General features: G+C 36.1%; 12 protein-coding genes. 6 read left to right on the plus strand and 6 right to left on the minus strand.

The genetic code is table 11. From position 1 onward, the window contains the following. Positions 1 to 8 precede the first annotated feature (8 nt). The 3 genes from AAGD51_RS03445 to AAGD51_RS03455 are packed head-to-tail and all read right to left on the minus strand — an operon-like array spanning position 9 to position 5,277. Entirely contained in the window at positions 9 to 2,573 is a 2,565-nt protein-coding gene (locus AAGD51_RS03445; protein WP_236514727.1) for a type IV secretion system protein, read from the minus strand. Beyond that, on the minus strand, positions 2,566 to 4,971 hold the full coding sequence (locus AAGD51_RS03450; RefSeq protein ID WP_010962886.1) for a VirB4 family type IV secretion/conjugal transfer ATPase: 2,406 nt from the start codon (positions 4,969 to 4,971) through the stop codon (positions 2,566 to 2,568). Before AAGD51_RS03450 ends, AAGD51_RS03445 begins: the two co-directional genes overlap by 8 nt. Positions 4,972 to 4,980: 9 nt before the next feature. Beyond that, positions 4,981 to 5,277 carry a type IV secretion system protein VirB3 gene (locus AAGD51_RS03455; protein WP_236514720.1) on the minus strand — a complete coding sequence of 99 codons (297 nt, stop codon included), beginning with the start codon at positions 5,275 to 5,277 and terminating at the stop codon, positions 4,981 to 4,983. A gap of 108 nt (positions 5,278 to 5,385) precedes the next feature. Between AAGD51_RS03455 and AAGD51_RS03460 the strand changes: the two genes are divergently transcribed. Then, on the plus strand, positions 5,386 to 6,912 hold the full coding sequence (locus tag AAGD51_RS03460; protein ID WP_236514718.1) for a lysine--tRNA ligase: 1,527 nt from the start codon (positions 5,386 to 5,388) through the stop codon (positions 6,910 to 6,912). A 638-nt stretch (positions 6,913 to 7,550) separates the two neighbouring features. On the opposite strand, the gene AAGD51_RS03465 is transcribed toward AAGD51_RS03460, so the two are convergent. Both AAGD51_RS03465 and AAGD51_RS03470 read right to left on the minus strand, forming a co-directional pair. After that, positions 7,551 to 7,958, minus strand: coding sequence for a transposase (locus tag AAGD51_RS03465; RefSeq protein ID WP_049973602.1), 408 nt, complete (start codon positions 7,956 to 7,958; stop codon positions 7,551 to 7,553). Beyond that, positions 7,952 to 8,500 carry a transposase gene (locus AAGD51_RS03470; RefSeq protein WP_236514710.1) on the minus strand — a complete coding sequence of 183 codons (549 nt, stop codon included), beginning with the start codon at positions 8,498 to 8,500 and terminating at the stop codon, positions 7,952 to 7,954. The genes AAGD51_RS03465 and AAGD51_RS03470 overlap by 7 nt, the downstream gene beginning before the upstream one ends. A gap of 74 nt (positions 8,501 to 8,574) precedes the next feature. On the opposite strand from AAGD51_RS03470, the gene AAGD51_RS03475 reads away from it, so the two are divergent. After that, positions 8,575 to 8,730, plus strand: a complete 156-nt coding sequence (locus AAGD51_RS03475) for a hypothetical protein (protein WP_236514716.1) — start codon at positions 8,575 to 8,577, stop codon at positions 8,728 to 8,730. A gap of 280 nt (positions 8,731 to 9,010) precedes the next feature. On the opposite strand, the gene alaS is transcribed toward AAGD51_RS03475, so the two are convergent. Then, the gene (gene alaS / locus AAGD51_RS03480; RefSeq protein WP_341810364.1) at positions 9,011 to 11,644 is read right to left on the minus strand and encodes an alanine--tRNA ligase; all 2,634 of its coding nucleotides are present in this window, start codon (positions 11,642 to 11,644) and stop codon (positions 9,011 to 9,013) included. Positions 11,645 to 11,809: 165 nt separating this feature from the next. Here alaS and AAGD51_RS03485 point away from each other — a divergent pair, with 165 nt between their 5' ends. The 4 genes from AAGD51_RS03485 to fmt all read left to right on the plus strand — a co-directional run bounded on the left by AAGD51_RS03485 (position 11,810) and on the right by fmt (position 13,856). Then, positions 11,810 to 12,253 carry a PAS domain-containing protein gene (locus AAGD51_RS03485; RefSeq protein WP_010962890.1) on the plus strand — a complete coding sequence of 148 codons (444 nt, stop codon included), beginning with the start codon at positions 11,810 to 11,812 and terminating at the stop codon, positions 12,251 to 12,253. Positions 12,254 to 12,351: 98 nt separating this feature from the next. Beyond that, the gene (gene rpmI / locus AAGD51_RS03490; RefSeq protein ID WP_007548610.1) at positions 12,352 to 12,558 is read left to right on the plus strand and encodes a 50S ribosomal protein L35; all 207 of its coding nucleotides are present in this window, start codon (positions 12,352 to 12,354) and stop codon (positions 12,556 to 12,558) included. Between the two features lie 20 nt (positions 12,559 to 12,578). Further along, positions 12,579 to 12,944, plus strand: coding sequence for a 50S ribosomal protein L20 (gene rplT / locus AAGD51_RS03495; RefSeq protein WP_006279340.1), 366 nt, complete (start codon positions 12,579 to 12,581; stop codon positions 12,942 to 12,944). Between the two features lie 12 nt (positions 12,945 to 12,956). After that, a complete protein-coding gene (fmt, locus tag AAGD51_RS03500) occupies positions 12,957 to 13,856 on the plus strand; it encodes a methionyl-tRNA formyltransferase (protein ID WP_077188399.1) in 900 nt (299 codons plus the stop codon). Positions 13,857 to 14,046 lie beyond the last annotated feature (190 nt).

Consider the following 14,046-nt stretch of genomic DNA (forward strand, 5'->3'; position numbering starts at 1 on the left):
AATCCAACTCATTCAGTGCTTTTGTTAACACTCTCGGAGCTACTAGAACCAGAACCTCGAGATTTACTCTTGTCTCCACCACTCAACTTCTTAGCAGCAGCACCAGCAACTCCAGCAACACCCCCAGCAGCAGCTTTGGCAGCAGATAAAGCTTTGCCCACCATTTGTCCAGGTGTCTGACCTGAGCCAAGTGCTGCTCTATGGTTACCAGCAAGTTCAGCAGCCATGCCAGGAAGAATGTTTAAAAAGTGGTAAAAGAGGAATAATACTAAACACAATTTTAATAATTCTCCGATGAGAGAGCTGCCAAACTCCATGTATGTAAAGTCGAATAGACCAAGTATGCTGCTCTTTTTAAAGCTATAATTTTGCATCATACATGCAAGAGTAGTTTCATTTTTATCACATTCCCCATTTTTCAATTTAAACCACTGTTTTTTCTTACTATATGAGATTTCTGCTTGTTTCTTTTCATATGACTTGTCCGGTTGTTCATTTTTATATGACTCGTCCAGTTCAAAATTTAAATTTTTAAAATAGATTTTATCACATGCTATGAACATAAAGGACAAAAACGCAAAAAGGATAATCGGGTATAAGCTATAGGTAATCAACTCTTTCACCCAGCCTTCAAAATATCCTTTGGTGTGTTGGAATAAAACCATAGGAATGAACAAAGGTGATAAAATGATGATTACACTTAAAGCAACTAGAGATAAAATAAATACATAGCACAGCCACAAAATAACCATCATCATCAGAACGGCCATAAATATACAGACAAGAGCTACTAAAATTTGTCCACCAGCAAAAATAATACCGATTACCGAACCTGCAACTAATAAGACAGGAGCAGCACCAAGCAAGACTGCTAACGTTGCAACACCTCCAGTACCAATTTTGCCACCAATTCCATCTAAAGGGGCACCTAAATAAAATAAAATTCTACAATCAAGCCTATCCCAAGGTGCAAGATAACTGTAAGATACCCTCTTTCCTGCACGAGTATATTCATAATCTGTACCTGCTTTATAATTACATATGCCTTTACTTTCAGATGATGCTTTTAGCACTATCTCTGACAAACCATTTGAGAGACGAGTTAATTCTCCATAATAATGAGACATGGTACTGCCTGTTGTGAAGTAAATCACTAAAGCGAATTTTATGATCAACATATACATTTCTTGAGGCCTCTGAACTCCACCAGACATGGCTTTTATAGAGAACAGTATTAAAGCTAAAACTAAAACAGCAGTTACAGTGTTTTTCAGCCTTTTCTGTGCTACAGATATAAAACTCTCACCATTTGGTGCACCTTTACCTGCAACTAAATTATCTAACGATTCCTTAATGCATTGCACTATCATAGAAGTTACGGGAATAGGAGCTAATGATTTACTCCCTGCCTGGTTATAACAAGCTTCAGAAACATACGAGCTAAAACAGCCAGCATTATCATAACCTACAAAAATTTTCCCCCCTTGTCCGTTGAGTCTTTTTTCTTTAGATCTGATAATAGTTTTATAGTCATCATTATTACCAATAGGAACTTTTTCCTCTCCTGTACCATCTTTATTTTTGAATATCATCACAGATTTTTCACACATAGGAGCAAGTGGGTCAGGTGGCAATTCCGTGCACCCCATATCAACCCCTTGCGGCCAAGGAGTCATTTCGATACCAAGCATTTTCACACTTGCTAACTCCACACATAATCTGCCCATTTTTCTTACTGCTTTAAATGTAGCTCCATGTATGGGTTCGCTCTGTCCTGCTTTGAGAACTTTACATTTCAGCTCACCATCAACCTTCGGGGACCATGACCCATCTACATATCCAGTATCTTTCTCCCTGACATCAAAATCTATGTATCCAGTTTCTTTTCTGAAATCAAAGTCTTTCTTGTTAAAAAGATTACCAAAAGTTAAAGGGTTTCGATGACATACTTCTATATATTCACTGTATTGCACACCGTTTTTTGGCCAGTAATAACTCTCTGTACTCTCCTGAACGTTAGAATTTAAGGCTTCTTTTTCTGCTCTTTTCCCGTCATAATCTTTTTTGTTCACGTCTTCCCGAGCTTTATTTTGCAAACAAGAAAAATATTCCTCTTCTGTTTGGTAATTTTCATTGGTGCAGCCACTATAACCTGTGTCTTCTAATTTAAAATTTTTGTATTTTCCATCATGATCACGTGCAACTGGGTGTTTAACAAAACTATGTTCACAAACAACAAGCCCTCCTATCGCTTTCCAGACTCCAACAATTGCAGCTATCATTCCAACAATAACAAGAGCGGTAAACAAACCAGCAGAAGAAACGATCAAAACAATGCCAGTAAATATTGCGCCAACAGCAATCGCTATTCCAGCAAGTGCTGCAGCTGTTTTAAACGCTCCACAATCAGGATTAGAGGCACGACTAAAACTGCCAGTGGAATTAAATCTGCTAACAAATTCTGTCTTGTCAGTACCACTTACTCCATCTGCAAGCACTGGATATGAGAGTAAAAAGTCTATATTTAGTAAAAATATCGCAATTAATAGCAATGACAGCTTAGTCTTAAACATTTTTTACCTTCTGATAAAATATAGGCAACCATACTTTTGGGTTGTCCCCAACTTCATTTAATATATCGTGTAACAATAGAACACTTTCTGCACGTCCGGATAATACGTTGATTATATCATCCAGGCCTTTTAAGTCTATTCTAGCTACTACAGCATTGACTCCTTGTTTCACCAAAAAGAATCTAGTACTCGGATCTGTGTGCTTAATTAATATATATTCACGTTCAGTTAACATAAAAACATCCCGATAGACACTAGTAGCTTTCAGATTTGGTAAAAAAATCTGTGTCGCTGTTTGTTGTACAAGCGTATCGCTAATAGTACTTTTACTTGCATCCTCAACACTCTGAGTAGCAAAAATCACAAAAGCATTTAGTTTTCTCAGTACCTTCAACCAGTCTTTTATCTTGGGTGCAAAAACTGGATTATCTATTAACGCCCATGCCTCATCAAGAACGATAATAGATGGAGTGCCATCAAGAGATATACTAATCCTATGAAATAAATAAATCAAGACCGGTCCAAGAGCAACAGGATCTTTGAGCAAGCTAGCCATCTCAAAACCAAATACTCTTGCTCGTGAAAAATCTAGCAAATCTTCTTTATTGTCAAATATTGCAGCATGAGAACCATTATCATGCCACATAGATATTGCCCCAGCTAGAGTATCAGGACCTGCAAGCCCTAAAAACGGTACGAGGTTTCTCAAGAATCTGTCTTCTTTTCTTAATTTAAAATTTCCTTCAATTGCATCATTAATTCGTGCAATATCTTCTGAAGTAAATTTATCATTATATACCGAAATTAAAGACTTTATCCACTCCATTAAAAATGTTCTATTATCAGAGGTATCATCAAGTTGTAAAGGATTAAAATTTGTTTTAGTTCTTGGTTCTATTACAGTATAGATACCACTAAGTGCTCTTAAGAAAATCTCTGCACCGCGATCTTTATCAAAAAAGAATATCCTTGGAGAAAACTTCATCGCTTGGGCACACAGGAAATTCATTAAAACAGTTTTACCAGCACCAGTTGGGCCAATTATCATAGTGTGTCCAACATCCCTTATATGAAAGTTGAAAAAAAATGGAGTACCAGATGTCGTGTCAAAAACTGTAACGGCATCTCCCCAGTGGTTATTGAATTTATTACCAGTAGGATAATTATGTTGAGATGCAAATCCAGCCAAATTAAGACTACTTATTGTAGCTTTTCTCACTATATAATCGAAATTACCAGGAATTTGCGCCCAAAATGCTGGTTCAAGGTTAACTCTCTCACGTATAGGGTAAACACCGCAATTAGAAAGCTCTGATTCTACCAACGACAGAGCGTTATCCAATGATTTAGGACTTTTTTCTATACATAAAATAGTCAGGTGATGTTGACCAAACGCAATCTTACCACTCATTGCGTCATCAAGCGCTTGAGAAATTTCTGCTATTTGAGAAATAGCTTTATCTGCAGACTGTATCATTCGATTTTGCTGTATCTGCATTTTTCCAATCGCCATTTGCCTGTTTATAAATTGAAAAGATTGCGTAATTATAAACTCGTAAGGAAGTTGTAAAAACGAATCAAGCATTCCTGCAGAAGTATGATTTCCATATTCTTTGATACTAATTATTCCAGCATATTTACTCTCATTATGAGTCACAACCTGTATCATCTTACGGCCAAAGAATAACCTATGTACTGGTAAGTATCTTGATATTTCAGTTCTTAGCGGAAAAAGCGTATTTGTAACGAAGCCACAATTTACGATTCTAGATAGAAACTCCATTATTTCGCAGAACAAACCATCTGGAGTTTCTTTTACTCCAAGAATTTTAGGCGAATAATTTCTAAGGCTTGTCACTACACGATTTGTCGTTTCCTCTAAATCTTCATACGTGGCACGTATATCACTTTCCCAAGCATGTTTTGAAGTTACATGTCCGAATTTTTTTAGTAGATGTGACAAAAATTCTACTCCTTTTGTGTCCGCTCTACGGATAATCGTAATGTATAGGTCATTAATAAATGATTGCCTTGTTGCGTGTTTTTCTCTCCATTTTAGATTTACGTGATTAGCGAAAAAATTCGGCAAACCTTGACTTGCAAATTCATCAGAAAAAATATTTTTCTTACGTCTGATAGTATGAAAATACAAACTAAATGCCGGAGATGAAATGCTTCTTAGCATCTGATTCCTGATGTTGTTCTGTATGACTAAATCCTCGTCATCGGCAGTTTCAAATGCAAAACCACTTAATTTTATAACCTTAACCAACCAATTTTCTTTTGTCATCAAGGTTGTGCTATTCCAATAGCAAGAATAAGGAATAAATTCAGCAGCGTGAACTTCCCTGTTCAGAGTAGATTTATTCTTTGATTGAATAGCCCTAAACCTCAGCATCACACAACGTTAAGCAATATCATAAGAATTGGCTCCATGGTAAAAACGATTTAAACATTTCGAGCACTTTCCCAATTTTACCATAAATAATTCAATAAACAACGGTTCTTTTGCAGAAGCTATATAACCAAGTCCATGCATACCTGGTAACATTAAGAGAACCACTCTTAAATCATTTGAATTAATGAAAATTAGCATGCAAATCAGGACGTTTAATATTGCAAACATATAACTCACACCAAAGAGCATTGCAGGTCTTGTAAGACCTTTAAATAATTGATCTGTTTGTATACTACCTGTGGACATATCTTTAACCTTCTAATAATAGCTCTAACACTAATACTATATCATTATATTAAAAATCCATTGAAACTAGTAGCACTTTAAGTTAAGATACATTATTTAATCCCGATAATGACAAGTTGGCCATTTCAAGAAGCAGAAAAAATATTGCAAGAGTTTCCTAATAAAAAAGAAATAATATTTGAAACTGGTTATGGACCCTCTGGTTTACCCCACATAGGAACCTTTGGAGAGGTTTTCCGCACTACAGTTATTGTAAATGCATTAAAAAAAATAGCTCCTGGTATAAAAACCAAAATCATTGCAGTTTCAGATGATATGGATGGTTTGCGAAAAATACCAGATAATGTGCCAAATCAAGAGATGCTAAGAGAGCACTTAAATAAACCATTGACTATGATACCTGATCCATTTGGCACTCATCAGAGTTATGGTCATCATATGAATTCATTGTTGTGTAAATTTCTTGATATGTTTGAATTTGAATACGAGTTCAGGAGTGCAACAGAGTGTTATAAATCTGGCGTTTACGATGAAAAACTTTTACTCTTACTGAAAAATTATGATAAAGTGATGGACGTAATGCTTCCATCATTTCGGGAAGAAAGACAGCAGACTTATAGTCCATTCTTGCCAATATGCCCAAAAACTTCTCAAGTTTTACAAGTTCCAGTAATTGAAACAAATACAGAGAAAGGAACAATCACATATGAAGACCCAAACGGGGAAAAAATAGAAGTTCCAGTGACAAAAGGAAAATGTAAACTGCAATGGAAACCTGATTGGGGAATGAGGTGGGCCGCATTTGGAGTAAATTACGAAGCTCACGGAAAAGATTTAACTCCATCTGCTGTGCTTTCAAGTCAAATATGTGAAATACTTGGAGAAAAGCCACCACTTCTGTTTTGCTACGAGCTTTTCCTTGATAAAGAAGGAAAGAAAATATCAAAATCAAAAGGAAATGGCATTTCAATTGAAGAGTGGCTAACTTACGCACCAACAGAGAGCTTAGCATTGTACATTTTTCAGAGTCCTAAAAAAGCTAAACGTTTATATTTTGATGTGATACCAAAATCAACTGATGAATATTTAGAGTTTGTAAAGCGTTATCATGAGAACAAAGAAAAGGATATAAATAATCCTGCTTGGCACATTCACCAGGGCAATGTTCCCAGTATAGAAACTTCAGGCATAAATTTCTCACTACTTTTAAACCTAGCAGCAGCTTGTAATGCTGAAAACAAAGAGATCCTATGGGGTTTTATATCCTCTTATGCACCAAACGTTACACCAGAAAATAATAAAATGCTTGATAGACTTTCAGACTTTGCAGTAAAGTATTATCACGATTTTATCAAGCCAACAAAATCATATAAAACTCCAAATGAAAAAGAGAAAGAAGCGTTACTAGATTTGAAGGACACTTTACATTCTCTATCTATAACTGCTACTGCTGAAGAAATTCAATCTCAGGTATTTTCTATTGGAAAAAAATATGATTACACTAACTTACGTGACTGGTTTCAGCTATTATATGAAACGTTACTTGGCCAAAAAACCGGTCCAAGAATGGGATCTTTCATAAAGCTTTATGGAATGGATAATACGATTTCTCTCATAGAAAGCGCTATTAAATAGACTTCTTGCATAACCATATAACAAACTTTTATTGGAAATAGAAACGAAAAAACTTACTTGACACCCTTCGCCAGCTCCCTTATCATGAAACTGAAGCTATTTATTTATCTTCTCTGTACAGATTAAATGACAAAAAAACTCACGTATCTGGCGTCCCATGTTTAATTTTTTGCACTATGTGCACCTTATGTCTTTATAAAATTTCTAGGTTTTTACCTAATATAAGCTGAAATGCGCTATTTAAAACATCAAAAAACGCCGATTTAAAAAATGGATAGTGAATAACTAGCTACCCTAGGGTTTCTTTTGCCTTTTTTTCTGTTTAGTAAATTTCTTAATGTTTATAATTTAGATTAGTTGCGGCTTAAAAGCAACTAAATCGCGGTTATTAAGCGTTTAGAATAAAAAAACGCCATACTTGAAAGTATAATGTAAGTAATTAGCCAACCACGGGGCTTTTTTTGCCTTTTTTTTCGTTTGGTAAATTCCTTAATATTTATAGCTAAGAGAGCCCAAGAGAGGTGTCATTCCAGCGCGTGACGCTGGAATCCAAAAAAAAGGATGATGTCATCCCAGTGCGTGACACTGGGATGGCTTTGTTGCATCGCTCTTCGGATAGTAGGTAACGTACAATAAATTCATGAAGCTATCTCAAACTTAGCCATGCCTATTTCAGTAAATTTGTTAAGCAAATAACACTTGAGTAGCAGTTCCTTCTCACGATTAATTTCAGATTTGCTCCTAAAACTAAACCCAAATATTCGCTTCAACCTTGAGAAAAATCCTTCAATATACGATCTTTTTCCGTAATTTACTTCTTCTTTCCATCTTTTTATACCATTCTCACCATGTAATTTCATTAACTGAATAGCGGCATTTCTATCAAGCATATAATCCAATTTTGGATGCTCTGCTGCGTTGTTTTTCGGAGGAATTTTCGTTTTTATACCATATTGATTACACAGCTTATAGAGCTTTTCTCTGTCATATGCCCTATCTGCATATAGTACTTTTATGACATACTGAAAATCGACTTCTTTTAGCAAATCACAAGCTCCATAGTGATCAGACCGTTACTGTATTTTACAGCTATGGCTTTTTTGCTGTTTGTATTCAACATTACATGCAATTTTCTTGTCTGTTCATAGCTGCGATACTTTCTATCTTCGCTATTTTCTTTGCTATGACCAGGAGTGTTGTTGTATATACTAATTCCTGTACTGTCTATAGCAATTTCGATATCTTCCATATTATTTTTATCAATTCTGCAATCATTGATCTTAATATTGAGTTTCTTAAACCTTCTTGATGATTGTGAATAGCTGATAACTTGCAAATTTTTCCCAATTTGCTCAAGGTATCCTGCTATAAACCCAACTGTTTGCCTCAGGCCTATTCTAAATAAACAAGTTATTATGTGCACCAAAATTACAACTTTATCGCTATAAATATTGTTGCCACCTGGTATTTTTGGACCATTCTCGTACCACTTTTCTATGGCTTCGTTGATATAATGAAAAATATTTCCTCTTTTTTCTAGAAATTTGTTATATTCGCTATGGTTACTGACCCTCATTTTTTGTGGCATATTTTTTCTTCAACAGTTAAATCGCTATTTATAATGAATTTTGTCAGTAACTGCCAGTTCTTTTCACTTGAGCGATGCAACAAAGCCCACTGGCATCCAGCTTTCTTTATAAATTCACCAAAAGTGCTTCATTCTATAACGCAAAACCCATACTCACCAAATCCAATGCATTACTTGCAATTAAGTTTCCTGGATCCCAGTGTCTGGGCACTGGGATGACACCATCATAAAGGAATCAGTGTCAGCTACTTTCATGACACCATTCTTTTTCCTGGATCCAAGTAGTCGAGCTACTTGGATGACAGCTAGCCTGACAACCGTCATCCCGCTAACAGGTAGCGGGATCTATGCTAAGAGATACCGCGAATGAATCGCGGTATGACGGTTTGCAACGGTATGACGGTTCGCGGCGGCATAGTAATTCGTCATCCCGCTGCTTGTTAGCGGGATCTCTTGTTAGCGGCTAAGAGATACCGCGAATGAATCGCGGTATGACGGTGTAGACGATGGTTAAGTATCCCGCTGCTTGTTAGCGCCGCGGCGGTATGACGGTTCGTGGTGGTATGACGTAGAGTGCTTAGAAGCTGTTATTTTGCTATAAATGGCTGTAATGGCATCATCTATTTTATTGCTATCACAGCCTGTTTGTGCAAGTTCAGCATTCCCACCACAGTTCTTTTTAACTGCTATGGATATTAGTTCTTTTGCGCTAATCTTATTGATTAAGTCTTTACTTACTTTAATAATCAAGACTGTTTTATCTTTTTCTGTTGCCGTAAAAGCTATTACCGTTTTTGGTTTTTGTTGCTGCAAAACAAACTCTCTTATTACATTTGCTGGAATATCAGTGAAAGTGTGGCTTATAAAATTTATTCCATTTATTTCGGTGCTTTTTATATTCTCTGCACTCACAAGCTTTTTATATAGGTTTTTTATTTTGGTTTCGGATTTTTTGTGTTCTTGACTTAAAATACTTAATCTCCTTGTTATTTCACTCACTGGCGCTTTTACGAATTCTGCAACTTTTTTTAAGTTAATTTCATTATCACGTACATAATTGATTGCTTCCTGACCAGTTAAAGCTTCAATTCTCCTCACTCCAAAAGCAACAGAACTCTCTGTTACTATCTTAAACAAACCAATTTCTCCAGTATGTTCAACGTGTGTGCCACCACACAGTTCCCTTGAATCTCCAATCTTCACTACTCTTACTTGATCGCTATATTTTTCGCCGAATAACGCCATAGCTCCTTCGTCTATTGCCTGATTCATGCTCTGAATTTTTGTAGACGTAGAAAGGTTTTCTCTGATTAGAGAGTTTACCATATCTTCTACTAAGAATAGCTGATCCTGAGTAACTTGAGTGTTATGACTAAAGTCAAATCGTAACTTATCCGGTGCAACTAGGGAACCTTTTTGAGTGACATGATCACCTAGAATTTTTCTGAGTGTAAAGTGCAGAAGATGTGTAGCTGAATGATTTCTTCTTAAGGTTTGCCTTCTTTCCTTGTCAATGCTTGCTGCAACTGTGTTACCTTTACAAATTGAACCGAACTTAACTATGCATCTGTGCAAATATAGGTCATTAACCTTATTGGTATTCTCGACTATAATAATACTTCTATCAGATTTGATCAGATTGCCAGTATCTCCCACTTGTCCACCTGACTCGCCATAAAAAGGTGTTTTATCAAGTATAATGGTTATCTTTTCTCCCTCCTTTGCAGAATCAATTACTTCATTTTTAGAGGAAACTATAGCTAGTATTTTCGCATCACTTACTTCATTGAACTCATAACCAACAAATTTTGTTTTGCCAAATTTATTGATCAAATCAAACCATACTTGCTCAACAGATTTTTCACCAGATCCAGCCCATTTAGCACGTGCTCTCTCTTTTTGTTCTCCCATTGCATCATCAAAACCCTTTTGGTCAAAATTTATTTTTTTCTCTTTTAAAATATCAAGTGTAATATCCAAAGGAAATCCGTAGGTGTCATATAGCTTAAACGCTGATTCTCCAGGCAAAGTATCGCCCGATTTTAAATCTGTAGTGAATTTCTCCAGGAGATTGATACCTTTCATCAAAGTGTCTTTAAAGTTTTCTTCCTCTGATTTTAACGTCGTTTCTATTAAGCTTTTAGCTCTGACTAATTCAGCTCCCATATAAGCCGAACTCGTGCTATCTATCAACACTGGAAAAATACGATGGAGTAGGGAATCATTATATCCAAGCAGGTGAATATAACGTGTGGCTCTCCTAATTAATCTGCGTAATACGTAATTCCTGCCCTCATTTCCAGGAAGCACTCCTTCTGCGATGAGAAATGCAGCCGCGCGAAGATGATCTGCTATGATCTTATGCGCTATTTTATTTTCCGTTCTTCCACAGTACTCTTGTGATTTACTTATCAGAGCAGAAAATAGATCAATATCATAGTTATCATGGACGTTTTGCATAACAGCCGCTATTCTTTCAAGGCCCATTCCAGTATCGATGCATTTTTTTGGCAATTTGTGTAAATTACCTTCTTCATCTTTGTTAAACTCCATGAATACCAGATTCCAGATTTCAACAATTCTATCGCCCTCTTGTAAATTAGGACTCCCATGGTCATAAAAAATTTCAGAACATGGACCGCACGGACCAGTGCTTCCCATACTCCAAAAGTTATCATCCGTTGTAATTCTTATGATTTTATCACTTGAAAAGCCACTTATCTTACGCCAAATCTCGTACGCCTCATCATCAGTATGGTAGACGGTTATGGATAGTCTGTTTTTATCAAGAGATAACTCTTTAGTGATAAATTCCCACGCAAATTCTATCGCAGTTTCCTTAAAGTAATCACCGAAGCTAAAATTTCCGAGCATTTCAAAAAATGTGTGATGCCGAGTTGTATAGCCAACATTTTCCAGATCATTGTGTTTACCGCCTGCTCTTAGGCACTTTTGACTTGAGACAGCACGTTTCATTTCAGTTTTTTGAGCACCAGTAAAAATATTTTTAAACTGCACCATACCAGCATTTGTGAACATGAGCGTTGGGTCATGTTCTGGAATCAAAGGAGAAGAAGAAACCTGCTCGTGGTCATTATTTACAAAAAATTTTATAAATCTTTCTCTGATTTCGTTTAGCTTCATCGTTTTTATTGAGGTTATCTATAAATAATAAGTTGTAATGGAAATAAAATCAATACCACTCTCTAGATCTCAGAACTTCTAGTGACATGCACCTTGTGGTAAGAAAAAATCAATATATTCACGATAAATTTACCTCATATCTGTGTTTTATATGTGGAAATTGGAATGGAAATTTATGTAGGCAAAGAAAAAAGAATAGCAAATGTGGTGACTCAACACTGGAATGACATAAAAGGATCAGACAGAGATTGGCCAGAAAGGCATGAAATAGACACTGCAGAAATAATGGAATCATGGCAGCATTGTTTTGTCATTGAAGTCAAGGATCAAGGTTATATTTGTGAAAATGCAGGAGAAAAGGCTGTTGAATTCTATGGTTTTGAGAAAAAGACGCGCATTGATAATAAGTATGCAATTGATGCACCATTTTTGCGACTATATAAAATAGATGCAGTTATTGATAAACTTGATACTGTAATAGAGAGTAAATGCCCGATCAATGAAGAGGAAGAAAGTGAAAGTGTTAAAATGAGGCAAGTATTGTTGCCACTTGGGAATAAAGAAGGTATAACACACATATTGGGCGTAATTACTTTTAAACTCCTTTAATATACAATTTTAATTTGATTCTTTAATAAAATTATTTATACTAATGCTTAATTACTATTAAAGAACTCAATAGTAGTGCTTGTAAATTTATTTGGAATATGAAGAAAATAAAATTAAAAACCAAATCTTCTGTGAAAAAGCGCTTTCACCTTACAGCTAAGGGTAAAGTTATTTCTACTCAGTCAGGCAAAAGGCATGGCATGGTAAAGAGAAGTAAATCTAATATTCGTAATCAGCGCGGTACAACGATTCTTGGTAAATCTGACTCGCGTATAGTTAAGCTTCATATGCCTTACGGTATTTAACAAAATGGAGGTAAAATAAAATGGCTCGGGTAAAACGTGGAGTCACTACTCACGCTCGTCATAAAAAAATATTGAAACTGGCAAAGGGTTATAGAGGGCGCGCAAAAAGTTGTTATAGAATTGCATTACAAAGAGTTGAAAAAGCACTGCAATATGCTTATAGAGACAGAAGAACCCGTAAACGTGATTTCCGTAGCTTATGGATAATACGTATTAATGCAGCAGCAAGAGAGCATGGGCTTACTTATGGTAGGTTTATGCATGGTCTTACACTTGCCGGCATTGATTTAAATAGAAAAATTCTTGCTGAGATGGCAGTTAATTATAAGGATGATTTTGCCAAATTAGTAGAAACTGTAAGTGGTAAATTAGCGGAGAATTCTTAAAGCAAAAACACCATGAGAATTATTTTCATGGGATCACCAGGATTTGCTGTTAATTCTCTGAGCTTGTTACTGAAATCAAAGAGCGAAGTGGTGACAGTATACACCAAGGCTCCAAAACCTTCGGGGCGTGGACAGAAGCCAATGAAATCTCCAGTACATGTTATCGCTGAAGAAAGTAACATAGAGGTATGTACTCCTATCTCTCTAAAGTTCTCGGCAGAGCAAGAAAAATTTAGAAATTTCAAGCCAGACGTTGCAGTTGTAGCTGCGTATGGATTGATACTTCCAAGAGAAATTTTGAATATTCCTAAATATGGTTGTATTAATATTCATCCTTCATTACTACCGAGGTGGCGCGGTGCAGCTCCGATACAGCACACAATTTTAGCAGGAGATCAAGAAACCGGGGTTAGCATTATGCAACTGGATGAAGGATTAGATTCCGGCCCTATTTTAAAACAGGAAAAATTTCTTATCGAAAAGAACGATAATTACAAGACATTGCATGATAAATTATCTAAGCTAGGCAGTGATTTACTGCTGAAAGTGCTAAACGAAATTGAAAAACAGCTTCCCTTAAAACAGAACGATAACGATGCATGTTACGCTGACAAAGTGGAAGACTATAAAATTTATGCAAGTGATGCCTGTGAAGTTGCTTATAGAAAAGTTAAAGCGTTTTACCCAAAAGCATTCATCAAGATAGAGAATAAACGTATCAGGATACTTGATGCTGATTTTGAAGCTCTCGCTTCAGAACAAGGTAAGATTGTTAACGATAATATGCACATAAGTTTAAAAGGTGGCACTTTAATTCCTAAAGTTGTACAAATGGAAGGGAGAAATCCTTGTAGTATTGAAGATTTTATTCGTGGCTTGAAATCAAGCATGGTAAAAAAATTTATAGAATAGACTGCTTTGAAGGGAGGGTTAGGAGGGCTAAAGCAACTTCTACAATTTGGTATTCCGCTGCTTGTTAGCGGAATCTACAACAAGATACCGCGTTTTGGTGTACGAACATTGCAATTTGCAGGTAATTTGAGTAGTAGATGGTGTCATTCCAGTCTGGAATCCAGTTTCTATTGTACAGCCACCTGGTGTG

Origin of the sequence: Wolbachia endosymbiont (group A) of Volucella bombylans (assembly GCF_964026965.1) — a bacterium.
GTDB classification, from domain to species: Bacteria; Pseudomonadota; Alphaproteobacteria; order Rickettsiales; family Anaplasmataceae; genus Wolbachia; species Wolbachia pipientis.